Source organism: Gaetbulibacter sp. M235 (genome assembly GCF_043876835.1).
Lineage (GTDB): Bacteria > Bacteroidota > Bacteroidia > Flavobacteriales > Flavobacteriaceae > Yeosuana.
Window position 1 is genome coordinate 250,731 of record NZ_JBAWJZ010000005.1, and the last position, 26,496, is coordinate 277,226.

A 26,496-nucleotide genomic window follows, 5' to 3' on the forward strand; every position below is an offset into this window, starting at 1 on the left:
AGTATAAATTTATGTGGCCACTATGGCATCTACTTCAATTTCAATTAACCAATCTGGGTTAATAAAACGAGATACTTGCATGATAGTATCAACAGGCTTTATAGTTCTAAAATAAGATGCTCTTACTTCGGCAGCAACTTTCCAATCTTCAATATTTGTGAGAAGTATTCGAGTTCTAACCACGTCTTTTAAGCTTGAACCTGCTTTTTCCAATGCAATTTTAATAGTTTCCAAACATTGTTTGGTTTGTAGAGAAATATCTCCAATGCCTACTGTATTTCCATTTGTATCTGTAGGCGCAGTTCCTCCAATTGTGATATATGGTCCAACCCTAACAGCACGACTAAATCCTACAATATCCTCATAAGGACTTTCTCCTGATATTAATTCTCTTTTCATCATTTTATAGTTAGAATATAAAATTAATCATTTTTCATTCTACGCATTTGTTCATTCGCTTTCTTAAAAATATTACGTATAACGTCACCATTGGAAGGTTCTTCATTCAGCGTTTCCGGATCCCACTGGCTGCGTTCTGTAGCAAAGAAATCACCACCATAAATATGAAGCCCTCCAGTAAATCTTTGTAGCGGATTGGTCACGGAATGAATGGCGCTTGTGTTTAACGTTGCTACATCACCTGCAAATAAACATCGTGCTTTGTTAGCTTCTAAACCTAATCCCTTTTCTGTTCGCTCCCAAAGAATATTATCCTCTCGTCCTGTATATATACCAATATTGGCCCACATATGATGGTTATGTGGCATGAGATTCATTTGAGGTGTCCAAGCCGCAGCAAAAATGGTCAGTTCTTTTGAGCGCAAAAACACCTTCAACCCTGCTTCTTTCGGTTCACCAATTGCTTTAAGCATTGCTTGTGGATTAGAAACACCTTTGGCTAAAACTTCTTTCACAGCTTCTTGTGGATTAGACTCTTTATTGGCAGCAATACAGTCTTCAATAAATTTTTGCATTTCTATTAATTCCCTTTCCTTAACAGGAATAATTTTCTCTCCATGATCTAAAGCGTCTATAGAAATTTCTATCATTGCAGAAGACATAAAGGAAGGAAGGGCAGCAAAACTTAAACCCAATCCTAAAGTTCTAACCATACCTCTCCTTGTAATTTTTAACTTTTTTTGTTCTGTGTTGTTATCAGCTTTCATTTTTTTTGTTTTTTGTATTCGTTGTAAAAGCGTTCGTTTAATGGGATAGATTTTAAAGATGCTTCAATGTCATCTAGATACTTAAGTATAGACAAATCTTCATTTAGCATTTTATAAATAGCATCTTCGCAACTGTTCCATATTTGTTCTAATTCAGGAAGTAAGTCAATAGATTTTTGGGTGAGTTTAATAATTTGCTTTCTTTTATCTATAGTATCCTTTTCAGAAACTATATAACCTTTAGCAGTCATCTTTTTTAGCATTACCACCATAGATGGATGCGTATAACCTAAATGTTGAGCGATTTCGACCATAGTTAGCCTTTTATAGTCCCTTAATAATTTAAATACTAAATGCCAACTTGGTTCAACATCTATATCAATTTGTTTAAAGAATTTTCTCGTATCGTGAGACATTCTATCACTAATACGTTTTAATCTGTTATCTAAAGCCCTGTAGCCGAGTTCTTTTAAGAAATCTTTTTCCATTTACAAAATTTGTTAAAACAAATATAATGAATATAGTTAGTCAACTACATAGTTGATTAATTATATTTGTCATCTTCCTTTTTAACAATATCTGTTGCTGAAAGGTTTTGTTGACTAAAAATTGTCATTAATGGCACTATGAAAATAATAATGCCAATGTTAAATTTTAAGAATTGTATGCTTTTCATAAAGTCAAAGTTAATTGACCTTATTTTTATAAGAAATGATGTTTATCAATCAAAACGGAAATAATCTTAAAGTTTAAGTTAGATATTACAATCTTTGAGAGATCTAGACTTTAATCTAATATTTTTATTATGAGAGTTTAATTTGATGTTCCCAATCCCATGTTTTGCCATGAGGTCTAGAAATCAATGTTAAATGGTCAATTTCAAAATGTTTATTTGGATAATTCATTTTCTGAAAAAAATCCAAGCTTTCGTGAAGAGTTTTGTTATTATAAGTTTTTGAAATTGTCATGTGAGGTACATCAGGAATAATAATTGTTCTTTCTTTTCTATGCAAATCTCTAATCCATAAAATTTTAATGTTTTTGTGAATAAGTTTAATATCTTCTGTTAAAGGAATTTTGATAAATAAAACGTTGGCATTATTTTCAAATATATCAAATCCTTTAGTCTCTAGTTGAAATTTTTTAATACTGGATAGTTGGTTAAAAACATTTACCAATATATCTTGATATTTTGAATCCATTTCAAAGACAGCTAACGTAATATGAGGTTTTGATTTAGAAAGTGGTTGTTTTCCAAAGGTTTCAATAAATGAACTTTTGAAATTCTCAACATCGTCTAAAACAGGCGGTGAAGGAACAATTCTCAAGTTGTATATTTTAATTTCAGACATACCTAATGAACTACATTAAGTCCTTATTAAAATTGAATTAGTCTTCTAATAAAAATGTTCTCCTTTATAAAATAATGCTTTAAAAAGGAAGTTTAAAAAGCATTAATTACTCGTCCAAAGAACCGGAAGAATTTAATACAATATCCTTTGTGGCTACGTACATATTGCCTTCTTTTTCAAGTCTAAGCATACTTTTTACAGTTTCTGCACGGCAAGAAAGTGTTAAATCCGGAATTAATGGGTCATCATTAAAGAAGAATGAATTTAATTCATATTCTGGTTTTCCAGGTTCTTTAATTACTCTATGAATTTGTTTTAATTCTTTACTACGCACATATTTACCAGGCATAAAGGTATAAATTGTGTATTTTCCGTCAGCATCTGTTTTAATCCAACCTCTGTGTTTTACATAGCGTTTATGTAAATCATCTCTTTTTAATTCAAAATTTCCGTTTTCATCAGTTTGATAAACATAAAGAATAACATCAGCAGCAGGTGTTTTTTTATCCTTTTGGTAAATTGTTCCTGTAATTTTCAATTTATCAGGTTTTGTATCAAAATCTGGTATTGTATCTGTATTATTTAACTGAATTTCAGAATAATCATATATAGGACTGCGCTTTTTGTAACTAACATTATCCAAAACATTAGCATATTCTTGTGCAAAAAGTGAAGGGTTTGTACCTAAAAAACAGATAACACATAAAATAGTAAGTAGATTTTTCATGGGGCTTTTCTTTATAATTAATTCAAAACTAATAGATTAAGTTTATTTATAAATAAAAATCTTATAAACGTTCAAATTATACGATGAATGGTTTACTGATTATGTGAATGATTAAAATTTACCGATGAAATGAATATTAAAAAATACTTTTTGTATAGTCTGTTTTCCGGTTGGATATTAATAAGTAAAATTAATTTATAGCAATTTTGCTTTTGTTTTAATTTTTATATATTTTTGTTAACCAAATGGTTAAACCATATAGTTAAACGATTAATAATGAAAGATAAAACTTCTGAAGTGTTGATATTAAAAGCAGCTAAAACTGTGTTTATTAAAAAGGGTATGGATGGTGCCAGAATGCAAGAAATTGCTGATGAAGCAGGAATAAATAAAGCATTGTTGCATTATTATTATAGAAGTAAGCAACAACTGTTTGAAGCAGTGTTTTTTAATGCCTTTTCGTTATTGGCACCTCAAATAAACTATATTTTGAACGACGATTCATCGGTAGAGGAAAAAATAATAAAATTTACCGAAAACTATATTTCGTTTGTTAGTCAGCATCCTTATTTGCCAAATTTCGTTATTCAAGAAATAAATAGAAACCCTGATTTCGCCTCAAAATTTAAAGGAAACTCCAATTTACCAAACCTTGAAAAGTTTAAAATTCAGGTGAGCGATGAAGTTAAAAAAGGACTTATAAAACCTATTAATGCAGAGCAATTATTCATCAATATCATTTCATTATGTGTATTTCCTTTTGTTGGTTCTCCATTAATCAAAACCATTGGTATTATTGATGATGAAAGATTTACTCAAATCATCGATGAAAGAAAAACCCATGTTGCAGATTTTATTATTAATTCAATTAAAATTTAATGTCATGAAAAAAGTAATGGTTTTTTTCATTTTAATTATAGCTTTTAGTGGTTACTCTCAGCAGCAACTATCTTTGTTTGACTGTTACAAATTAGTAAATAAAAATTATCCAATTGTAAAGCAAAAAGCATTATTAGAAAAGCAAAACGCTATAGATTCTGAAGTTATTACAAATAAAACACTTCCTCAATTAAGTTTAGATGCACAAGCCACATATCAGTCAGATGTTACACATGTTCCTATTCCAAATGCTGGTATTGAGCCTTTAAACAAAGATCAATACAGAGCAACTGCAACATTAAGTCAATTAATTTATAATGGAGGTTTAATAGATGCCTCATTACAAGCAAAATCATCTGCCTCAAAAACTCAACAAAAACAGGTAGAAGTCAATTTATATCAGCTTAAAAAGCAAGTCAATCAGCTTTATTTTTCAATTTTATTGTTACAAGAAAAGGAAGCTTTATTGTCAGCAAAAAAAGAACAGTTGGAAGCCAGAATTAAAGAAGTAAAATCTGGAATAACTTATGGAACCATTTTGCCTGCTTCTGATAAAGTGCTTGAAGCAGAATTAATAAAAATCAAACAACAATTTGTAGAAATCGATTTTAACAAAGTAAGCTTATTTGAAACCTTATCTTCTTTGTTGGGTGAAGATATAAATACTTCAACAACTTTAAAAAATCCAGAAATCTATGCAGATTTTCAAAACAACATTAGCAGACCAGAATTAGAATTATTCCAGCTAAAAAAAGAACAAATAGAAATTAATGAATTGCTTATATCTAAGCAAAATGCTCCAAAGATTTCGGGTTTTGCAACTGGTGGTTATGGTTATCCTGGTTTAAATATGCTTGATAATTCATTTAAAGGATTTTATACTATTGGCTTAAAGCTTAACTGGAATGTTTTCGATTGGAATTCAAACAAAAAAGAGCGTGAATCATTATTAATTAATAGAGATATTATTGATAATGAAACAGAAATTTTTAACCTAAATACTATTATTGAATTGCGTCAGCAAGAATCTGAAATGAAGAAAATTGAGAGTTTTATTGCTTCAGATTCAGAAATCATAGCATTAAGAAAAGAAGTATTGAAATCAGCTGAATCCCAATTAAAAAATGGAATAATAACTTCTTCAGCCTATATCACAGAATTGACCAATTTGTTTGAAGACGAAAACAATTTAAAAACACACAACATTCAATTATTACTAGCAAAAGCAAATTACAACATAACTAAAGGACAATAAACATGATAACATCTATAAAAAAAATAACACTTTTGGGAGTTGTTGCCACTACCCTATTTTCATGTGGAAATGGCAATGATAATGCAGATGGATATGGAAATTTTGAAGCTATAGAAATTACAATATCTGCTGAAAATAATGGAAAACTAGAAGTATTTGATATTACCGAAGGACAAGAGCTTAAAAAAGATGCCTTTGTTGGATATATAGATACCATTCCATTAAGTTTAAAACGCGAACAACTAATGGTTTCAAAAGATGTAACTATCTCAAAGTCTAAAGGAGTTTTGTCGCAAATTAGTGTTTTAAATGCCCAACTTTCAACTGCAAAAATCAATCAAAACAGAATTGAAAATCTTATAAGAGATAACGCAGCGACTCAAAAACAATTGGATGATGTTAATGGTGAAATCAATGTTATAAAACAACAAATAATAAGTATTGAAACTCAAAATGCTCCGGTTGTTAATGAGTTAAAGAATATTGATGTGCAGATAAAACAAATAGAGGATCAAATTAAAAAAAGCAGAATTATAAATCCAATTAACGGAACCGTTTTGGTTAAATATGCTGAGCCAAATGAAATAACTTCTTTTGGGAAACCACTTTACAAAATAGCCGATTTAAACACCATGCAATTAAGGGTTTACATTAGTGAAACTCAACTGGAAAGTGTGAAAATTGGTCAAGAAGTTACAGTTAAAATTGATGCCAATGACACCTTAAAAGACTATAAAGGGATTATTACGTGGATTGCTTCTGAGGCAGAATTTACGCCAAAAATCATTCAAACAAAAGATGAACGTGTTGCGTTGGTTTATGCTGTTAAAATTGATGTTGAAAACGATGGAGGATTAAAAATAGGCATGCCAGCAGAGATGTGGCTTAATAATTAAATGAATAAACAAATTTAAATATAAACAAAATGGAAAAGCATTTTTACAACGTTGACATAGCATGGAAACATGACCGAAAAGGCATTATGTGTTCACCAGAATTGCACAATAATTCGACTAACGAAAAGAACTGTATAGAGGTTGCAACACCACCTGAATTTTCTAAAGGAATGCCAAATATCTGGTCTCCAGAGCATTTATTTACAGCTGCTGTTAGTAGTTGTTTAATGACCACTTTTTTAGCAATTGCCGAATATTCAAAATTTGATTTTATCAGTTTTAAATGTAGCTCAAAAGGTGTTTTAGATCAAGTGGACGGGAAGTTTGTTATGACTGAAGTTTATCTGTATCCAGAAGTATTTATTGCAGACGAAAATCAAAAAGATCGTGCATTACGAATTCTTGAAAAATCTGAAAAGGCTTGTTTAATTTCAAATTCTATAACTTCTAAGGTAATTATGGAACCTAAAATTACGGTTCAAAATTAACAACACGTGAGTATCTCGGTAACAAACATATCAAAATCATATAAAAATGTTAAGGCATTAAAAGATGTTTCTTTTGATGTGAATGAAGGTGAGTTATTTGGTTTGATTGGACCAGATGGAGCAGGAAAAACAACACTTTTCAGAATTTTAACAACTCTTTTAATCTCTGATTCTGGTAATGCAAATGTTGCTGGTTTTGATGTGATAAATGATTTTAAAGTTATAAGAAATTGTGTTGGCTATATGCCTGGGAAATTCTCATTGTATCAGGATTTAACCGTAGAAGAAAACTTAAGTTTTTTTGCCACTATTTTTGGGACAACCATTCAGGAGAATTATCATTTAATAAAGGACATATACATTCAAATTGAACCTTTTAAAAATCGTAGAGCAGGTAAACTTTCTGGTGGAATGAAGCAAAAGTTAGCTCTTTGCTGTGCTTTAATCCATAAACCAAAAGTGTTGTTTTTAGATGAGCCTACAACAGGCGTTGATCCGGTATCACGCAAAGAATTTTGGGAAATGCTTAAAAGATTACAGCAAAAAGGCATTACCATATTGGTTTCAACACCTTATATGGACGAAGCTGCTTTATGTGATAGAATTGCTTTAATACAAAATGGAGAAATTTTAGAGATTGATACACCACAAGACATTGTTAAGCATTTTCCTAAAAAACTTTACAATGTTGGTGCAGATAATATGCACAAACTAATTGAAAGCTTAAAGCATTATGAATACACGCACAGTGTGTTTCCTTTTGGTGAATTTGCGCATTACACAGATAGCAGAAATGATTTTGATGCCATAGAATTACACGAGTATTTAGCTTCTAAAGGTCTTAATCAAATTTCTATTGAAATTGCACAACAAACCATTGAAGACACATTTATGGCATTAGCAAAATAATTTATGGAAAAAGTAATAGAAGCTAAAAATTTAACAAAGTCGTTTGGAGATTTTACTGCTGTAAATGCTATTTCCTTTCATGTTGAAAAGGGAGAAATTTTTGGATTTCTTGGAGCTAATGGGGCAGGTAAAACTACAGCAATGAAAATGCTTATTGGCATTTCAAATCCTACTTCTGGTGAAGCTAAAGTTGCTGGTTTTGATGTGTTTAAGCAACGAGAAAGTATCAAAAAAAATATTGGTTATATGAGTCAGAAGTTTGCACTTTATGATGATTTAACCGTAAAAGAGAACATTACTTTTTTCGGAGGTATTTATGGGTTGTCAAGAGAAGTGATAAAATCAAAAACTCAAGTACTTATTAAAGAATTAAACCTTGAAGAAGTAGAAAATCAATTAGTTGGATCATTGCCATTAGGTTGGAAGCAAAAAATTTCATTTTCAGTAGCCTTATTACATAATCCAAAAATTGTATTTCTTGATGAACCTACAGGTGGTGTTGACCCCATAACAAGACGACAGTTCTGGGAAATGATTTACAAAGCGGCCAACCAAGGAACCACCATTTTTGTTACAACACATTATATGGATGAAGCCGAATATTGTGACAGAGTTTCAATTATGGTCAATGGTAAAATAGAAGCCTTAGATACACCAAAGAATTTGAAAAACCATTATAAGGCTGATAGTATGAACGATGTGTTTTTAAAATTAGCAAGAGGTTAAAGCATGAAACTATTTTATGTTTTCATAAAAAAAGAATTCTATCACATCATAAGAGATAGACGTTCATTATTTATATTATTAGGAATGCCAATCATTCAGATTTTACTCTTTGGTTTTGCAATTACTAATGAAATAAATAATGTTAATATTGCAATTTTTGACCATTCAAAAGATATTACAACCCATAGAATCATTGATAAAATTTCTGCTTCCTCCTACTTTAGCATCAAACAATTTATAGAACGAGAATCGGATATTGAAAAGGTATTTAAAAAGGGGAAAATAAAAGCGGTTTTAGTTTTTGAAAAAGATTTCAGCAAAAAACTTCTTAAAAATAGTCATGCAACTGTACAAATAATTACAGATGCAACAGACCCAAATACAGCTAATACCATTTCAAATTATATTAATGCCATCATACAATCTTACACCCAAGAACTCAATAAAGATGTCGTTATTTCTTATCAGATCATACCAATTTCCCATATGGTTTATAATCCGGAATTAAAAAGCGTATTCATGTTTGTTCCTGGTGTTATGACTGTTATTTTGATGTTGGTTTCAGCTATGATGACTTCAATTTCTATCACAAGAGAAAAAGAATTAGGTACTATGGAAATCATTTTAGTTTCGCCTTTAAAACCTATTCAGGTCATTACCGGAAAGGTTATTCCATATGTTTTCATTTCTATAATAAATGCAACTATTATTATTTTATTAAGCCTTTTCATTTTTAAAATGCCTGTTCAAGGAAGTTTAATTTTATTAGGTTTTGAAAGCGTCATATTCATTGTTACTGCGTTAGCTTTAGGGATTTTAATTTCAACAATATCAGCAACTCAACAAACGGCCATGATGATATCGTTAATGGGTTTAATGTTGCCTGTAATTATTTTGTCAGGGTTTATTTTTCCTATTGAAAGTATGCCACTTCCTTTGCAGATTATCAGTAACATCATACCAGCAAAATGGTTTATAGTAATTATAAAAGGTATTATGCTAAAAGGTGTAGGTATTGCTTATTTATGGAAAGAAACGCTTGTTTTAATGGCTATGACATTGTTTTTCATTGTTTTGAGCACAAAAAAATATAAAATAAGACTGGAATAATGAAAATACTTGGATTTATAATTCAAAAGGAATTTAAGCAGATATTTAGAAATAAAGGAATGCTGCCAATCATTTTTGTGATGCCATTCATTCAACTCCTTATTCTATCCAATGCGGCTACTTTTGATATTAAAAACATCAAATTTTCATACATTGATAATGATCATACTTCATATTCACGAGAGTTGATCAGTAAATTTGAAGCTTCAAAATATTTTCATGTTATAACCGATTTTCCTTCTGAAAAGAAAGCAAAATCGGCAATGTTAAATGGAGATGTTAATGTTATTTTAGAAATTCCAAAATATTTTGAACGTGACCTTCAAAAAGTTAAACACACAAATTTAAGCATTACAATTAATGCTATTGATGGTGCAACTGCTGGAGTTGAAAATGTCTATGTAAATCAGATTATTCAAGATTTTAATAAAAACGTTAAAGTTGAACTTATTCAACCTTCAGATTCAAAAATTACTCCTGCCAATATTTTAACGATTCCATCATTTTGGTACAATAAAACATTAAATTATAAAACCTACATGGTTCCTGGTATTTTGGTTTTATTGGTAACTATGATAACCTTATTTCTGTCGGGGATGAATATTGTGCGTGAAAAAGAAATCGGAACTTTGGAGCAAATAAACGTCACTCCAATCAAAAAAAGTCAATTTATTGTTGGAAAACTTTTTCCTTTTTGGGTTTTAGGACTGTCAATACTAACTGTCGGTTTAATTATTGCAAAAGTAATTTTTAATGTTCCTATTGTTGGTAACCTAATGCTCATGTATTTATATACTTCAATTTATATTTTGGTGATTTTGGGAATTGGTCTTTTTATTTCAAACTTTACTGAAACTCAACAACAGGCCATGTTTATTTCATGGTTTTTTATGGTAATTTTTATTTTAATGAGCGGGCTCTTCACTCCCATTGAAAGTATGCCAAATTGGGCTCAAAGAATTACGGACTTCAATCCAATAAAATATTTTGTGGAGGTTATGCGTATGGTAATGCTTAAAGGCTCTGGATTTATTGATATTTTGCCCCAGTTTTTAAAAACAATTCTGTTTGCTTTTATAATGAACGGATTAGCCGTTTGGAGTTATAAAAAAACATCTTGAGATTAAATTTATAATTAACGGCATAAATAATTTCGATACCTCAAAAATTGATGTTATATTTAAAAAACCAATTCTTTTTAATAAGATTTATTACAACACTTTTTAAAATCTTGTTTGAATTTTAAATATGAAAAAAAAGCTTAATGAGCTTGCAGCCACAGCTATATGTGGAAACGATATAAGTTCATCTTGTTTATATGTATCTGCGTTAGCTATAGTGTATGCTGGTCAATTTGCGTGGATTTCATTACTTATAGTTTCAGTAGTTCTATTTTTATTCAGAAAAATTTATGGTGAAGTTGTTGGTGCTTTACCATTAAATGGAGGTGCTTATAATGCCTTGTTAAACACAACTAAAAAGTCCACTGCATCTTTTGCAGCATCATTAACGGTATTGTCTTATATGGCAACTGCTGTGATTTCTGCTAGCGAAGCCATAAAATACGTGCACAGTTTATGGAGCGTGATTCCTGTGATTTATGCAACTATTTTTTTGTTGCTTTTATTTATGGGTTTGGTGATTTTAGGTATAGGAGAATCCTCAAAAGTAGCTATAGCCATATTTATTTTTCATCTAAGCTCTTTGGTTATTCTTTGTTTGTTCAGTATTTATTTTTTATTCAATAATGGGTTTGAAACTCTTATAGCCAATTTTAAATCGCCTGTCGAAGGTGGTATAATGTCTGCTTTATTTTTTGGTTTTGCTGCCGCCATGCTTGGAATTAGTGGTTTTGAAAGTTCTGCCAATTACGTTGAAGAACAGCAAAAAGGTGTGTTTCCAAAAACCTTAAAAAACATGTGGATTATAGTAACGGTTTTCAATCCGTTATTGGCTTTTTTAGCTTTAGCCATTATACCATTATCTACTATTGATGCTAATGAAGAGACACTCCTATCCTTTATGGGCAATTTAACAGGAGGAAATATTCTTTTATTTATTGTTTCCGTAGATGCTGCTTTGGTATTAAGTGGTGCGGTTTTGACTTCATATGTTGGTGTTGGCGGTTTAATTGAACGTATGGCGTTAGATAGAATATTGCCTAAAGAACTGTTAAAAAAGAATAAAAGAGGCAGCTCATATTTAATATTTATTTTATTCTTTTTATTGTCATTATCAGTCCTCTTAATTACCGAAGGAAACTTAAAAGCGCTTGCAGGTGTTTACACCATAGCTTTTTTAGGTGTGATGGCTTTATTTGGAATTGGAAACTTGCTGTTGAAATTTAAAAGAGAACGGTTGCCAAGACCAGAACGAGCAAGTTATCCAGCTGTTATATTAGCAATTACAGGAATAATTCTGGCATTAATAGGAAATGTTACTTTGAATCCTGATTATCTGGCAATTTTCTTAGAATACTTAGTCCCTACTCTTTTGGTTGTCGGATTCATGTTATATAGAACTTTAATTTTAAAAGGTGTTTTATTGTTCCTTGATTATATAACACCTTCAAATAAAGAGTTTTTTAATACTACAAAAAGAAAACTAAATATAGCTATTAGAAAAATTAACTCTCAAGAATTTGTGTTTTTCACAAGAGGAGATAATGTTGCAGGAATAAATAAAGTGTTACAATATATTTCTGAAAATGAAGACACTAGAAGAATTAAAATTGTTCATGTTATAGACAAAGGAGAAAAGTTGCCCGATAGCTTAGTACACGATATTCATGTATTAGATAGAGCTTATCCTAATATAGTTATTGAGTTTATTGAAGAACCTGGTGCTTTTGGTCCTAACAAAATAGATGAATTATCAGAACGTTGGAAAATACCCGTAAATTTCATGTTTATAGGATCTCCTGGTGATAAATTCCCTTACAAATTACATGAATTAGGTGAAGTTCGATTAATTATTTAATAGACTCTTTATAAAGCACGTTTAAAATCAATCCACCTATGATTAGGGTTATGCCTAATAAACTCCAAAAGGTATAAACTTCATTAACCCAAAATAGTCCAATAACTAATGTAAATACAACTTCTATATACTTTAGTGGAGCTACTTGATTTGTTGGAGCAGATTGAAAAGCTTTAGTCATATATACCTGACCATAATATCCAAATACACCTAAACTTAGTAGTAAAACCCATTGAATTCCAACAGGAGTAGTCCAATTGCTAATAGATAAAACTCCTCCAACAATAGTTGCAATAATCATAAAATAATTTACAACAACAACAGGATGTTCACTTTTACCAATTTTACTAAGAAGAATATATACAAAGCCACTAAATACTGAAGCTATTAAAACTAATAAAAGTCCATAGGTACTTACATGAGTATCAAAACCTTTTAAAACAACAACTCCAGAAAATGCCATAATAAAAAATAGCCACTGTAAAGGTTTAATTTTTTCCTTTAGAAATAATACGGCAAAAATTGCCGCAAAAATTGGTGCTATGTAACGTAATGAAACAGCTGTACCAACTGATAAGTATTTAATTGATGCAAAGAAGAATGTCATTGAAGTAACCCCTACTATACCTCTTAAAATCAATATCTTTTTATTGTTTCCAGAAATAGGAATTTTATTTTTAAGAAGATATCCAAAAGTAAAAAACAATGAACTAGCTGATCTAAAGAATACAATTTGAGGAGCATTAATAGTTGATAAATACTTAACAGTAACATTCATGCAAGCAAATGCCAAAGTACTGAAAATCATGAATTTTATAGCGTTTCTTATATCCACTAAACTGGTATTTGCTGACTCAGACAATGTAAAGTTCCAAATCCCCATATTAAATCAATAGCACTCATGCCAATAACTTCTCTGTCAGGAAAGCAACCAGCTATAATGTTTAAAGCAATTCTATCATTTGCATCATTAAACGTAGGTACTAACACACATTTATTTAAAATAATAAAGTTAGCATAACTAGCTGGAATATTAATTCCATCAAATTCTAAAGTATTTGGCATTGGTAGCTCTACAATATTTGGTTGTTTACCGTTTTCTAAAACAGCATTCTTTAAACGATTTAAATTGTCTTGTAAGGCTTTATAGTTTTTATTTTTTTTATTTGGTTCAACAACTGTAATTATTGTGTCTTCATTAGTAAACCGGCATAAATCATCAATGTGTCCATGTGTATCATCTCCAATTATGCCATCACCAACCCAAATAACATTGGTAATTCCAAGATATTCTTTAAAAATGGTTTCGTAATCTTCCTTAGTAAAATTTTTGTTCCTTACTTGTATTGTTGGATGTAATAAGCATTCTTCTGAAGTTATCAACGTCCCTTTTCCGTTTACATCAATTGCTCCTCCTTCAAGAACAACTGGTTTCCCTTTATACATTACTTGAGTTAATGGGATATTTAAATGATTGGCAACTTTTAAAGGAACATGCTTATCTAATTGAAAATTTTTGTATTTGGCCCAACCATTAAAATTAAAGTTTAATGCTTCTCGATTAACACCGTTTTTTACAATAATAGGTCCGGAATCACGCATCCAGCTTCTATTTGTTTTTTGAATGATGAAGGAAATATTAGAAATGTTAACATGAGCCATTTCAAGCATTTCATGAACTTTTGCTTTTAGCTTTTCGTTAGCTGCAACCAAAAACACGGTTTCAACCAGAGCAACTTTTTTGATGAATTCAACAAAGGCCCATTGGATAGCTCCATATTTTCCAGGCCAATCATTGCCATTATGTGGAAAACAAAGCAATAAACCTTGTTGCTTTTCCCATTCTGCTGGAAATCTTCTCATTAGTCTATGGCTCTTTTAGTTATATCGCCAAAAGCATCAATACGTCTGTCTCTAAAAAATGGCCAATTTTGACGAACATTTTCCTGTAAATCCAAATCAACTTCAGCAATAAGAATTTCTTCTTTATCATGTGATGCCTGAGCTAAAATTTCACCTTGTGGGCCAGCAATAAATGAAGCTCCCCAAAACTGAATTCCGTCGGTATTTGGTAAATATTTTTCTAATCCAATTCTATTGGCTGCTGCAACATAAACACCATTAGCAACGGCATGTCCTTTCATAACATTCATCCAAGCACCATATTGATTTTCTCCATATTGCTCTTTTTCTTTTGGATGCCAACCAATTGCTGTTGGATAAAATAGCACTTCAGCACCTTTTAAAGCTGTAAGTCTTGCTGCTTCAGGATACCATTGATCCCAACAGATCAGTACACCAACATTTCCTTTTTTTGTAGTGTTAGATTTAAAACCTAAATCGCCTGGTGTGAAATAAAACTTTTCATAAAAATGTGGATCATCTGGAATATGCATCTTACGGTATAAACCGGCTTCAGAGCCATCTGTATCTAAAATATAGGCACTATTATGATAAATACCTGCAATACGCTTTTCAAAAAAAGGCACAATAATCACAACTCCTAATTCTTTGGCTAAAGCACTAAATGCATCAAATGAGGTGCTATAAAGTGGTTCTGCCAGTGCAAAATTGTCTGTATCTTCACTCTGACAAAAATAATGACTACTATATAGTTCAGGTAACGAAATGACTTCTGCACCTTGTTTAGCAGCATCTTTAACCCAACTCAAACATTTTTTTAAATTGTTTTCTGGTTTGTCATTTAAATTAAGCTGAATAACAGCAATTTTATATGTTCTGTTTCCCATGTGTTACGATTAAGAATACAAAAATAGTTATTTAGATTAGAATAGATAAGTTGAATTTAAAAATCCATTGAATTACCAATCAATCGGACGATAATCTTTTAAAAATTTACCACACCAATGTTTTCCTGTGTTTATTCCATCAAACAATGGATCCATAACACGAGCAGCACCATCGACAATATCTAGTGGCGGCTGAAAATCATGGACTTCTGCTTTATGTTTTGCCAAATCAACCGGATCTTCATCAGTAACCCAACCTGTATCAACAGCATTGATATAGATTCCATGTTTTGATAAATCGTCAGAAGCTGTGTGTGTTAACATATTCAATGCAGCTTTTGCCATATTGGTGTGAGGATGACGTGAAGCCTTAAAGAAACGATGAAATTTTCCTTCCATAGCAGTTACATTAATAATATGCTTTTTCCCAGTATTATCTTTCTTCATGATCTCTGAAAGACGATTGCATAAAACAAATGGCGCCACAGAATTTACCAATTGCACTTCAATCATTTCAGTAGTTTCAATTTCGCCTAGTTTTAAACGCCAACTATTCGTTTTACGTAAATCAACCTGCTGTAAATCTGCATCTAACTGTCCTTCAGGAAACACCTCTTTAGCTACCAAAGTGTTATCAAAACTATATGGTATTTGAGATAATTTTGCCGATGCTCTCAATCCGATTCCAGGTTCTGGTCCATGCCATGTTACAGGCATATTTTGGTTCGAAGAAACTGATGTGGTTAATGCTTTTAATTCTTGTAAGCAATTATCGTGGTCAGAAAGTAAATCTTTAGCAAATTTTGGCAAAGACTCTATTGGACGTTCTTCATTTTGCATTAAATGTGCATAAAAACCAGCTGGTCTTCTTACTGTTTGGGCTGCGTTATTAATAAGAATATCTAAACGATCATACTTTTGTTCAATAAAATTACAGAAGATTTCCACACTTGGAATATGTCTTAAATCCAGTCCATGAATTTTTAATCGATGTCCCCATTCTGTGAAGTCTGGTTCTTTTGAAAAACGTAAGGCAGAATCTACAGGAAAACGGGTTGTTGCAACTACTGTCGCTCCTGCGCGTAAACACATGAGTGTAATGTGATACCCAATTTTTAATCGAGAACCTGTAATAACTGCTACTTGACCTCTTAAATCGGCTGTTTGAAAACGTTTTGCATAATTAAAGTCACCACATTCTGTACACATGGTATCGTAAAAATGATGCAGTTTTGTGAATTCAGTTTTACAGACATAACAATTTCTGGGTGTTTGTAATTCTAACGCTTCTTTATTTGATAATTCTGCTGCTGAAAGCAATTTTGGTGCTTGAAAAATTATAGATTCTCTGGCGCTTCTAATGCCAGTTTCCTTTCTTGCGGTTCTATCTTTTGCTGCTAATTTTCTACGCTCAGTTTTTTTGGCATCCTTTTTCCATTTTATAAATTCCTGCTTGTTTGGACGGGATAATTGTCCGGATGCTTTAATTAGAGCTATTCGCTGTTCTTCAGGAATTTCAAAAATTTGATTTGTGTTAGAAACCAAACGTTCTAAAATGTCGATGCACTTATTTATTTCTTCCGAAGAAATTTCAGAGTCAAACGTATTCTCATTAATCATAGCAATAATTATAGATATAAAAAGTGCAAAATTAGTTTAATTTCTTCCTAAAAAAACAAACTATCTTAAAGTTCTGAAATTTTTCTTTGAGTTGATGAAGTAGACTCCTGTTAACAAAATGGCTGCTGCTAAAATTGATTGTCCGGTAATTTTTTCATCAAGAACGTACCAACCTAAAAGTAAGGCTATAACCGGATTTACATAAGCTGATGTTGAAACCTTTTCAGTAGATACTACTTTAAGCAAATAATTGAAAGATGTGAACGCAACAATACTTCCGAATAAAATTAAAAGAATCATGGATAATTTAACTGAAGGTGTCCATAATACTGGAGATAACCATTCTTCACCAATTGAAAAACTTACGATAAAAAGTAATATGCCACCTGAAAGCATTTGATAACCAGTATTAATAAAGAAATTAGAAGGTAATTCTGCTTTTGCAACAAACAGGCTACCAAAACTCCAGCTGATTACACATGTGAAAATCATGACGATTCCTAAAATACTGTTCTCTTGGTAAACCAATTCTTTTTGACTTACCAATAAATACATGCCAATAAACCCTAAAACAATTCCAATAACTGATGAAGTTTTTATTTTTTTGCCATCAATCATTCGCATCATGATCAATACCATTAAAGGCTGAATAGATGCTTCTAAAGCCCCAAAGCCACTATCAACATATTTAAGAGCCCAAACAAACACACCATTTCCATAGGTTAAAAATAAAAATCCAGCGATAATGCTATTGATAAGTTGTTTCTTGGTTATTGCTAAACTTAGCTTCATTGATTTTGCAATACCAAAAATCAACAAGCCAGCAGAAATAAAACGAATGGAGGCTAAAAATAAAGGTGAAATTTGAGTAACAGCAATTTTATTTAAAAGATACGTAGATCCCCAAATAACATAAATTGCAAAAAAAGCCAAAATAATGAGAATCGTTTTACGAGGCATGCTCATAGAATACTTTTGATTATTTATTAAACCTCGTTAAATATTTCTGTGACAATTTTAGAATCCAATGTTAATCGTTCTCCTGTTTGTCCTTTTTTATTGTAATCCAGCCTGTTCACAACATAACGCATGACTTCCTTTCTGGCTACATCCCGCTCATTACCTTTTACAACAATCCATGGTGAATGAGGTTTAGCAGTTTTATTAAACATAGCTTCTTTATAAAATGTAAACTCTTCCCATTTTGATTGTGCTTGAACATCTACACTGCTTAATTTCCATTGTTTCAATGGGTTATGAACACGCTCTTCAAGTCTTCTTTTTTGCTCTTCTTGATCAATTGAAAACCAAAATTTAAACAAATGGATGCCATCTTGAATAAGCATTCTTTCCAAAGAAACTACTTGCCTATTGAATAAGTTATATTGTTTTTTTGTGCAAAATCCCATAACCGGTTCAACAACGGCTCTATTATACCAACTTCTATCAAAAAGGACTATTTCTCCTGGACTTGGTAAATGCTCAAGATATCTTTGAAAATACCACTGACCAGATTCTTTTTCGGTAGGTTTTGAAAGCGCTACAACTTTAAACAGTCTAGGATTTAAAAAGCGGATAAAACGCATGATGGCTCCACCTTTTCCTGCGGTATCTCTACCTTCAAAAATAATGAGAATTCGCTGATTGGTCTCTTTAATATGCTGTTGTAACCAAACAAGCTCTGTTTGTAAATTTATATATTCTTGATCTTGTTCTAAAAGATGTAAAGCCACTAAAAAGTCAAGTTTGTTTGATTAAATATTTTAAATCAAAGATATAAATATTAAATCTTTTTTACACGAACGGCATTCATCCCCTTTTGCCCACGCTCAAGTTCGTAAGTAACTTTGTCGTTTTCTTGAATAACATCAATTAAACCACTTATATGAACAAAATATTTTTCTTGTGAAGCTGAGTCAATAATAAATCCGAAGCCTTTAGATTTATCAAAAAATGATACTTTTCCTTGCTTTTCAGGAACTATTTCTTCTTCTCTATGTTCTTTTTTTGGAATACCAATTTCTATGCTTTCTGCTTCTACTTTTACTTTCATAGAAGGATCTGGTGGCGTATCAGTCAAATTACCATTATAATCAACATAAGCAAATTGAATTCCTTGTGGGTTTTCTTTAGATTCTGCTTTTCTGGCATCTTTTTTCTTTTGCTTATCTTCACGCTTCTTTAAGCGCTTTTTTTCTTTTTCAATTTTATTAAATGTGACTTGTGATTTTGCCATTACTACTTATTTCCTGTTTTTTTAAGTTATTATATAATTGCAGTGAATTTAATTTTTATTTAAATCTTGAACAAGAAAATTTAAGAATTGAAAAAATATAAAAATTGCCTTAACATGCTAATTTGCTGTAAAGATAATTAATTTTTAAGTAAGAAAAAATTAGTAATAAAAATTTAAATTGAAGTTAAAAATTAATCTTTTGGTGCATATCCGTTAATGGATTCAAAAACCTCATCAAAATTTGCTCTTATATAAGCATTTAATTTTTTTCTGTATTCACCTTTTAACCATTCAACAAAGTTAAAAGTGCTTTTACTTATACATTTTGTGTAGCGATTTATTCTGAAATCAATGTCTTCTCCTAACATTTTTGCTAATCCTAATGCATCATAAACATCTTCACTGTTTTCAATACAAATTTTGGCATGTTGCTCAATAGAACGCTCTAAAACCACTTTTGATGATTCTCCATTTCTTATAGAAGATACATAGGTTTCATGAACATTAAAAGAAACATCCTCTGACTTTGCGAATTCATCTCTTAATGCTTTTGGCATTTCATACCTAAAATTACTTTCAAGTTCTTCATCACCTAATAAAGAATCTAGATAATAATTAGGAGATTTAAAAATACGTTGCCAATCTAAACTATCACCCCAAGGACCAAAACGATAAAAATTATTACCTAAGTCAATAACATCAAAGGTTTTCTTGTTTTTTAAAATACGCGACCCACGCCCTATCATTTGGTAATATAAGGTTAGCGATTTGGTTGCTCTGTTTAAAATAATGCTTTCAACGGTTGGTTCATCAAACCCTGTTGTTAAAATACTTACTGATGTTAAAATTGCATCAGGAGTTTTTTTAAACCATCTTAATATTAGAGCGCGTTCTTTTTTGGTGTTGGTATTATCTAAGTGTGCTATTGGATAACCTGCAGCTCTAAAGGTGTCATAAACATGCAAAGAGGTATTAATACCATTATTAAAAATAAGTGTTTTTTTACCTTTAGAACGTTCTTCATAAGCGTTTAACAACTTTGTAAGCATGTCATTATCGGTATATAAATCTTCAGAAGACTTTACCGTATAATCACCATTTGCACCTACAACCAATGATGTTAGACCTACATTATAAGTAAACATTTCAGCACGAGCTAAAAAACCGTTTTCTATAAGTGATTCAATGGTTTCTCCAACAATCAATTCATCATAATTATCAGTCATTGGTAATTCAATACTTGAACTTAAAGGTGTTGCGGTAACACCTAAAACAAAAGACTTACTGAAGAATTTAAATAGCTTTGTAAATGAGTTATAGTGAGCCTCATCAATAATAACCAAACCAATATCAGAAATATCTAACTTATTGTCGTTTAGTCTGTTATTTAGTGTTTCAACCATAGCTACAAAACAACTATATTGATTTTGGTCATCTAATTTAGCTTTGCTATCAATAACTTTATTAACAACTCCAAACTCTGTAAGTACAGATGATGTTTGTTTACAAAGTTCAATACGATGCGTCATCACCAGCACTTTTTTGTTGTGATGTTTTAAATATTGCCTAACAATTTCTGAGAAAATAACCGTTTTCCCTCCACCTGTTGGTAACTGATAAAGTAAGTGATAATCATCTGGTGCTTCTTCAAATCGTTTAAAAATTTGACTTATGGCGCCTTTTTGATAACTATATAAATCCTTACCAACTTTACGTTCTTCTAATTCTGTTTGTTTTGACATGCTTCAAATTTGACCGCGTGCAAAAATAACACCTTTAAAGGGTTTATGACGAATGATTTTAAATTTTGTGCAGATTTTTTTTAATGCGTTAAGCAACTTTGACTTAGCTATTCCTTAACAATGATAATTGATGCCTTTACATCTTTAGAAAGCGCCCAGTAATTGGAAGTTATAATATTTTGCTGATCGTCAACAACTTTAAAAAATGCCGTATTTGGTAGTAAATACCCTTCGCTTAAAGCTAAAAAATCTAATTTATTAAAGCCTTCCTTTAACTCTAACTTAAATCCTTGAACAGCGTTTGTTAACAAAATTCTGGGATTTATAATTTCGTCATTGACTGAAATATTTATTAAATCTCCATCTTGTTCACCATAATCACTGTACATTATGTAAACATATTTCGATTTTGTCTTGAAATCTCCAAAATAAACGTCAGTTTTACTTCCAACGGTACCTAAAAACATTTCATTTTTAATCTCATCACTTTTTTTATTTAACCTTTTCTCATATAATTCTCCTGGATTACCAAAAGTTTCACCAAACATGGTAAATTCCTTTTTGGGAACATTTATTTCCGAATTTGTTTTAGGTAGTGTTAATCCACTAAAACTATTATTTCCGTTTGTTTTTGAAGGAAGAATTACACTTGTATTTGCAGAATCCTTTTTGCTTTCAATAGCAGGTATTGGTGTGGATTTTTTTTGACTATCAATTTGCGCATCGATAGCAAAAGAGATTAAAAAAAAGGATATATATAAAAATTTAATTTTCATTTGATAGATATGGTTTCCAAAAGCAATTAATCTATAAAAATTTGTGTCAAAGATATTTTTTTATCTAATCAACGTCAATTCTTTACTGGTTATTTTGCAATCATTTAACAATAATCATTCCTAATATTAAATTTTTCACTATTTAATTCTTAATCACCACTACTCTATTTAATATAATTAAGTTAAAAAATGTTAATTTATTAGTGTGTTATACATAGTACTGTAACAAAATTATTTTTTGATCGTCTATAAAGTATAATCAATCAAATAAAAATTAGAAACCATGAGAACATTAGACAGCAACCGATTATCAGAATCTTTAAAAAATTCAAAAAGTTACAACTGGAATTGTAAAAGAAGATTTAGATAATAGTATATAAAAACAAACATCAATCAAAAAATCAAAAAACAGAAATCATGAGAACTTTAAACAGCAACCAATTATCAGGAAGTTTAAGTAACTCTAAAAGCTACAATTGGAATGAAAAAAGACGTTACAAATAAGTAGCGTCTTTTAAAAACAATCTTAATTAAAAAAGAAATGAGAACTTATAATAAAATATCAAAACGCTTAAATAGATTAACAAACGAAAATTTATTGGTTAATAGACGTGTAATTGCCTTTAATAATGCAGTGGAAGCTATTTGGATGGGCACAAAAAGATATGCTCATTAAGGTTTGTCTTTGAGTAAACCATAATGTATAGACACCTTTTTTCTTCCCCAAGTTTTAGCAGCTTTTACATCAACGCCCATATAGATATCAATTCGATTTTTCCATCTACCGTGCATTTTATCTTTAACATAATAAATACCTTCTAAGCCTCTAATTTTAACTGGTGTATCATGTTTCAGACCCTTTTTAATTAGGTCATTTGAAACTGCAATATATTTCATGCCAGGTTTTAAGCTATCACCATAAGCAGTAATGTGAGGATTTGAATCAGTCTGGTTTTTTAAAGAATTGTAAGCAGTTGCAGTAACTTTAATTGTATGCCAATCGTAATTTTTTTCAAAATCATCTTTGCAGCCATAAAAAAAAAGCAAAAAGAAAATTATTGTATAAACTCTTAAAACCATTTAATTAAGTCTTGAATTTTTATACAATATATGGTTTATTTTATATTTTAAATAAAAAAGAGAGTTTTAAACTCTCTTTTTTATCATTTGATATCAATAGATTTTACAGCTTTTTTCTTAGCCTCTTCTCTCTTTGGAAGCATGATTTTTAAGATACCATCGTTATACTCTGCAGAGATTTTTTCTGTTTCTACAGTTTCTGGTACTACAAAGGTTCTTTTAAATGAAGAATAACCAAACTCTCTTCTTGTGTATTGTTCGTTTTCTTCATTAATCTCTGATTTTAATTCAGCTCCAACAGAAAGAATATCATTATCAAGGTTGATATCAAAATCTGATTTTTTAAAACCAGGAACGGCCATTTCCACCACAAATTCATTATCTAAATTAATTAAATTAACAGCTGGTAAAGTAATGCCAGTATTAAAGTTTGAAATGAATTCGTTTCCAAAACTCTTACCTAATATATCATCAAACCAAGATGGTAAACTTGGTAATCTATTAAAATTTGATTCAGTGGTTTTTTTGTTACCTGATTTAATCGTTGGAATTAAAGTGCTCATAATTAAATAATTTAAATGTTAAACAATTAATTTTTTAATCAATTAATAGCAAATAAAATACCAACAAAAAAAAAATGAAAAAATTTCAGATTTAACTGCCATTTTTTCATAATAAAAGTCTGATGACTAGAAGTTTAACTAATAATCAAGAAGTTCTTTAAGAGCCAATTCAAACCTATTTTTTGGTAAATATTGGTCTTCTAACTGCTTTATAAAAGGGATTGGAGTTTCTAAACTAGCAACTCGTTTTACTGGTGCATCAAGATATTCAAAACAATGCTCCATAATTAATGCCGAAATGTCACTTGCAATGCCTCCAAAAAGAGAATCTTCATGAAAAATGATAGCTTTCCCTGTCTTTTTAACCGAAACAAAAATGGCTTCGGTATCTAATGGTTGCAAAGTTCGTAAGTCAATTACATCTGCATTAACATTTAAATTATTATCTAAAGTTTCTAAAGCCCAATGAACTGCTGCGCCATAACTGATAATGGTTATCTGCTCTCCTTCTCTTAAAAGTGAGGCTTTTCCAAAAGGTAAAGTATAATAATCTGTAGGAACTTCTTGTCTAATACTTCTGTATAAGCCTTTATGTTCAAAAAACAACACCGGATTTGGATCATTGATGGCCGTTGCTAACAACCCTTTGGCATCATAGGGAAAAGCAGGGTAAACAACTTTTAATCCAGGAGTTTTTGTAAACCAAGCTTCATTGGTTTGTGAATGGAATGGTCCTGCTCCAACACCAGCACCACAAGGCATTCTTAAAACTACATCAGCTTGCTGATTCCATCTGTAATGGGACTTTGCTAAATAATTTACAATAGGATTGAATCCTGAAGATACAAAATCTGCAAATTGCATTTCAACAACACTTTTCATGCCTGCTATTGAAAGTCCCATACCAACTTCAACGATTGAAGATTCACAAATTGGTGTATTTTTAACACGATCTTTTCCAAAAAGCTCAACAAAACCTTCTGTAATTTTAAAAGCTCCTCCATATTCTGCTATATCCTGACCCATAATAACCAAGTCATTATGTAACTCCATACTTTGTTTTAAGCTTTCTGAGATAGCATCAATAAAACGTATTTCTTTTTTTTCTGAATTTTCTTTAACTTCCTGATATTGAAATGATTTGTAAACATCATTTAATTCAGTAGTTTCATTTGGAGTTATTACCTCTTCTTCAAAAGCAATATGTAAATGCTCATTGATTTCGCTTAGAATATCATCTTTTATTGATTTTTCCAAATCAGAATTTAAAATGCCTTCATTTAACAAGAAAGCTTCAAAATTAGTTACGGGATCTTTTAAAGCCCAGGCATCCATAAGTTCTTGAGGGACATATTTAGTGCCACTTGCCTCTTCATGGCCACGCATTCTAAAGGTTTTAAACTCCAATAAAACAGGCCTAGGCATTTGACGCATACTTTCTGCAATCTCATTTACTTTTGTATAAACCTCAATAATATTATTACCATCAATTATGTGGCTTTCCATGCCGTAACCAATGCCTTTATCTGCAATGTTTTCGCATTTAAACTGCTCACTTGTAGGTGTCGATAATCCGTAGCCATTATTCTCTACGCAAAACATTACTGGTAAATTCCAAACAGAGGCCACATTTAAAGCTTCATGGAAATCGCCTTCACTTGTACCTCCTTCACCGGTAAAAACAGCTGTAACTTTGTTTTCGCTATTTAAATTACTTGCTAACGCAATACCATCAGCAACTCCAAGTTGAGGGCCTAAATGAGAAATCATTCCAATAATTTTATATTCTTGAGTGCCAAAATGAAAGGATCTGTCACGTCCTTTTGTGAATCCAGATGCTTTTCCTTGCCATTGTGCAAACAGGCGATATAATGGAATTTCCCTAGTTGTGAATACACCCAAATTCCTGTGCATCGGTAGAATATACTCTAAACTGTTTAATGCCATGGTTACTCCTACCGAAATTGCCTCTTGGCCAATGCCAGAAAACCATTTACTTATTTTTCCCTGACGCAATAGAATGAGCATTTTCTCCTCAATTAATCTTGGCTTTAATAAGTTTTTATATAATAGTATTAAGGTCTCATTATCAAAATTTTGAGTATTATATTGTATGTTGTTTATTGAGGCGTGTGTGGACATAAAATTTGTTTTTTCAACTCCACCAAATATACCATAAATTGATTATTTGTCTTATAAAGTTAAATAAAATATGATGAGAAAAGCTTATAATGTTTTTTGTACATTTGTATAGTATCATGCTAAAATTTAAATAATGAATAGTATACCTAGTGTTAATTTAAACGATTTTATTTCGGGTGATGATCATAAAAAACAAAAGTTTGTTCAAGAAATTGGCAAAGCTTATGAAGAAATAGGTTTCGTAGCTTTAAAAGGACATTTTTTGGAAGATGATTTAGTTGAAAATTTATATTCTGAAGTTAAGAGTTTTTTCAGTTTACCACTTGAAGTTAAACAGAAATATGAAATACCGGGAATTGGAGGACAAAGAGGCTATGTGTCTTTTGGAAAAGAAAGCGCAAAAGGTAAAAAGGAAGGTGATTTAAAAGAGTTTTGGCACTTTGGGCAATATGTTGAAAATAACCCTAAGTTAGAAAAAGAATACCCAACCAATGTAATAGTTGAAGAACTTCCAGAATTTAATAAAGTTGGTAAAGAAGCTTATAGAATGCTTGAAAAAACGGCCAAATATGTGCTAAGAGCTTTAGCTTTACATTTAGGCTTGGAAGAAACCTATTTTGATAAATATATTATCAATGGAAATTCAATTTTAAGACCTATACATTATCCGCCAATAACTGAAGAGCCGAAAGAAGCCGTTAGAGCTGCGGCTCATGGAGATATTAATTTGATAACCTTACTTATGGGAGCTCAAGGCAGAGGCTTGCAAGTACAAAATCATAAAGGGGAATGGATTGATGCCATTGCTCAACCTGATGAACTTATGATTAATGTAGGCGACATGCTTTCCAGACATACCAATAACAAACTTAAATCAACTATCCATCAAGTTATAAATCCACCAAGAGAACTTTGGGGTACTTCACGCTATTCAATTCCTTTCTTTATGCATCCAATAAGCGAAATGAAATTAGATGTTTTAGATGTTTGTATTGATGAAAATAACCCTAAAAAATTTGATGATATCACCGCTGGCGAATTCCTTACCGAAAGATTAATTGAGTTAGGATTAATAAAAAAATAGTCTATTCCAAAGGAGA

29 protein-coding genes are annotated in these 26,496 nt (G+C 31.0%); 11 read left to right on the forward strand and 18 right to left on the reverse strand.

Annotated elements, in window-relative coordinates:
* Positions 1-9: 9 nt before the first annotated feature.
* The 6 genes from V8G69_RS10400 to V8G69_RS10425 form a co-directional block, all read right to left on the reverse strand.
* Positions 10-399 (reverse strand): RidA family protein, encoded by a 390-nt coding sequence (locus V8G69_RS10400; protein ID WP_394881844.1) that lies wholly within the window; start codon positions 397-399, stop codon positions 10-12.
* Between the two features lie 23 nt (positions 400-422).
* On the reverse strand, positions 423-1,166 hold the full coding sequence (locus V8G69_RS10405) for a hypothetical protein (RefSeq protein ID WP_394881846.1): 744 nt from the start codon (positions 1,164-1,166) through the stop codon (positions 423-425).
* Complete coding sequence (locus V8G69_RS10410) at positions 1,163-1,654, reverse strand: MarR family winged helix-turn-helix transcriptional regulator (RefSeq protein ID WP_394881847.1); 492 nt, start codon at positions 1,652-1,654, stop codon at positions 1,163-1,165. Before V8G69_RS10410 ends, V8G69_RS10405 begins: the two co-directional genes overlap by 4 nt.
* A 56-nt stretch (positions 1,655-1,710) precedes the next feature.
* Positions 1,711-1,842 (reverse strand): hypothetical protein, encoded by a 132-nt coding sequence (locus V8G69_RS10415; protein WP_394881848.1) that lies wholly within the window; start codon positions 1,840-1,842, stop codon positions 1,711-1,713.
* Between the two features lie 127 nt (positions 1,843-1,969).
* Complete coding sequence (locus tag V8G69_RS10420) at positions 1,970-2,518, reverse strand: 2'-5' RNA ligase family protein (RefSeq protein ID WP_394881849.1); 549 nt, start codon at positions 2,516-2,518, stop codon at positions 1,970-1,972.
* A 106-nt stretch (positions 2,519-2,624) separates the two neighbouring features.
* Positions 2,625-3,245: a hypothetical protein gene (locus V8G69_RS10425; RefSeq protein ID WP_394881850.1), complete on the reverse strand. Its 621-nt coding sequence runs from the start codon at positions 3,243-3,245 to the stop codon at positions 2,625-2,627.
* 276 nt (positions 3,246-3,521) lie between these two features.
* On the opposite strand from V8G69_RS10425, the gene V8G69_RS10430 reads away from it, so the two are divergent.
* From V8G69_RS10430 to V8G69_RS10470, 9 genes are all read left to right on the forward strand, one after another.
* On the forward strand, positions 3,522-4,124 hold the full coding sequence (locus V8G69_RS10430; protein ID WP_394881851.1) for a TetR/AcrR family transcriptional regulator: 603 nt from the start codon (positions 3,522-3,524) through the stop codon (positions 4,122-4,124).
* A 4-nt stretch (positions 4,125-4,128) separates the two neighbouring features.
* The gene (locus V8G69_RS10435) at positions 4,129-5,379 is read left to right on the forward strand and encodes a TolC family protein (protein WP_394881852.1); all 1,251 of its coding nucleotides are present in this window, start codon (positions 4,129-4,131) and stop codon (positions 5,377-5,379) included.
* 2 nt (positions 5,380-5,381) lie between these two features.
* A complete protein-coding gene (locus V8G69_RS10440) occupies positions 5,382-6,275 on the forward strand; it encodes an HlyD family secretion protein (RefSeq protein ID WP_394881853.1) in 894 nt (297 codons plus the stop codon).
* 29 nt (positions 6,276-6,304) lie between these two features.
* Entirely contained in the window at positions 6,305-6,763 is a 459-nt protein-coding gene (locus V8G69_RS10445; protein WP_394881854.1) for an OsmC family protein, read from the forward strand.
* Positions 6,764-6,769: 6 nt separating this feature from the next.
* Positions 6,770-7,672 carry an ABC transporter ATP-binding protein gene (locus V8G69_RS10450; RefSeq protein ID WP_394881856.1) on the forward strand — a complete coding sequence of 301 codons (903 nt, stop codon included), beginning with the start codon at positions 6,770-6,772 and terminating at the stop codon, positions 7,670-7,672.
* Positions 7,673-7,675: 3 nt separating this feature from the next.
* Positions 7,676-8,398, forward strand: a complete 723-nt coding sequence (locus V8G69_RS10455; RefSeq protein WP_394881858.1) for an ABC transporter ATP-binding protein — start codon at positions 7,676-7,678, stop codon at positions 8,396-8,398.
* A gap of 3 nt (positions 8,399-8,401) precedes the next feature.
* Positions 8,402-9,508, forward strand: a complete 1,107-nt coding sequence (locus V8G69_RS10460) for an ABC transporter permease (RefSeq protein ID WP_394881859.1) — start codon at positions 8,402-8,404, stop codon at positions 9,506-9,508.
* A complete protein-coding gene (locus V8G69_RS10465) occupies positions 9,508-10,629 on the forward strand; it encodes an ABC transporter permease (RefSeq protein WP_394881860.1) in 1,122 nt (373 codons plus the stop codon). Before V8G69_RS10460 ends, V8G69_RS10465 begins: the two co-directional genes overlap by 1 nt.
* A gap of 127 nt (positions 10,630-10,756) precedes the next feature.
* Positions 10,757-12,487: an APC family permease gene (locus tag V8G69_RS10470; RefSeq protein WP_394881861.1), complete on the forward strand. Its 1,731-nt coding sequence runs from the start codon at positions 10,757-10,759 to the stop codon at positions 12,485-12,487.
* Here V8G69_RS10470 and V8G69_RS10475 read toward each other — a convergent pair.
* From V8G69_RS10475 to V8G69_RS10515, 9 genes are all read right to left on the reverse strand, one after another.
* Entirely contained in the window at positions 12,480-13,295 is an 816-nt protein-coding gene (locus tag V8G69_RS10475) for a DMT family transporter (protein ID WP_394881890.1), read from the reverse strand. The genes V8G69_RS10470 and V8G69_RS10475 overlap by 8 nt on opposite strands.
* 26 nt (positions 13,296-13,321) lie before the next feature.
* The gene (locus tag V8G69_RS10480; RefSeq protein WP_394881863.1) at positions 13,322-14,350 is read right to left on the reverse strand and encodes an agmatine/peptidylarginine deiminase; all 1,029 of its coding nucleotides are present in this window, start codon (positions 14,348-14,350) and stop codon (positions 13,322-13,324) included.
* Positions 14,350-15,237 (reverse strand): carbon-nitrogen hydrolase, encoded by an 888-nt coding sequence (locus tag V8G69_RS10485; protein WP_394881865.1) that lies wholly within the window; start codon positions 15,235-15,237, stop codon positions 14,350-14,352. Before V8G69_RS10485 ends, V8G69_RS10480 begins: the two co-directional genes overlap by 1 nt.
* Positions 15,238-15,309: 72 nt before the next feature.
* Entirely contained in the window at positions 15,310-16,857 is a 1,548-nt protein-coding gene (locus tag V8G69_RS10490) for an SDR family NAD(P)-dependent oxidoreductase (RefSeq protein WP_394881866.1), read from the reverse strand.
* Between the two features lie 60 nt (positions 16,858-16,917).
* The gene (locus V8G69_RS10495) at positions 16,918-17,823 is read right to left on the reverse strand and encodes an EamA family transporter (protein WP_394881867.1); all 906 of its coding nucleotides are present in this window, start codon (positions 17,821-17,823) and stop codon (positions 16,918-16,920) included.
* A gap of 20 nt (positions 17,824-17,843) precedes the next feature.
* Entirely contained in the window at positions 17,844-18,590 is a 747-nt protein-coding gene (gene ppk2 / locus V8G69_RS10500) for a polyphosphate kinase 2 (RefSeq protein WP_394881868.1), read from the reverse strand.
* 50 nt (positions 18,591-18,640) lie between these two features.
* Positions 18,641-19,093: a cold-shock protein gene (locus V8G69_RS10505; RefSeq protein ID WP_394881869.1), complete on the reverse strand. Its 453-nt coding sequence runs from the start codon at positions 19,091-19,093 to the stop codon at positions 18,641-18,643.
* Positions 19,094-19,284: 191 nt separating this feature from the next.
* Complete coding sequence (locus V8G69_RS10510; protein ID WP_394881870.1) at positions 19,285-20,835, reverse strand: DEAD/DEAH box helicase; 1,551 nt, start codon at positions 20,833-20,835, stop codon at positions 19,285-19,287.
* Between the two features lie 107 nt (positions 20,836-20,942).
* A complete protein-coding gene (locus tag V8G69_RS10515) occupies positions 20,943-21,611 on the reverse strand; it encodes a hypothetical protein (protein ID WP_394881872.1) in 669 nt (222 codons plus the stop codon).
* A gap of 541 nt (positions 21,612-22,152) precedes the next feature.
* Between V8G69_RS10515 and V8G69_RS10520 the strand changes: the two genes are divergently transcribed.
* On the forward strand, positions 22,153-22,287 hold the full coding sequence (locus tag V8G69_RS10520; RefSeq protein ID WP_394881873.1) for a hypothetical protein: 135 nt from the start codon (positions 22,153-22,155) through the stop codon (positions 22,285-22,287).
* Here the strand turns inward: V8G69_RS10520 and V8G69_RS10525 are convergent.
* From V8G69_RS10525 to V8G69_RS10535, 3 genes are all read right to left on the reverse strand, one after another.
* Positions 22,284-22,691 carry a 3D domain-containing protein gene (locus V8G69_RS10525; protein ID WP_394881874.1) on the reverse strand — a complete coding sequence of 136 codons (408 nt, stop codon included), beginning with the start codon at positions 22,689-22,691 and terminating at the stop codon, positions 22,284-22,286. The two genes, V8G69_RS10520 and V8G69_RS10525, sit on opposite strands and share 4 nt — an antisense overlap.
* A gap of 83 nt (positions 22,692-22,774) precedes the next feature.
* Positions 22,775-23,254 (reverse strand): Hsp20/alpha crystallin family protein, encoded by a 480-nt coding sequence (locus tag V8G69_RS10530; protein WP_394881875.1) that lies wholly within the window; start codon positions 23,252-23,254, stop codon positions 22,775-22,777.
* Positions 23,255-23,392: 138 nt separating this feature from the next.
* On the reverse strand, positions 23,393-25,396 hold the full coding sequence (locus V8G69_RS10535) for a thiamine pyrophosphate-dependent enzyme (protein WP_394881876.1): 2,004 nt from the start codon (positions 25,394-25,396) through the stop codon (positions 23,393-23,395).
* 133 nt (positions 25,397-25,529) lie between these two features.
* On the opposite strand from V8G69_RS10535, the gene V8G69_RS10540 reads away from it, so the two are divergent.
* Positions 25,530-26,480 carry an isopenicillin N synthase family dioxygenase gene (locus V8G69_RS10540; RefSeq protein WP_394881877.1) on the forward strand — a complete coding sequence of 317 codons (951 nt, stop codon included), beginning with the start codon at positions 25,530-25,532 and terminating at the stop codon, positions 26,478-26,480.
* The last annotated feature ends 16 nt before the right edge of the window (positions 26,481-26,496 follow it).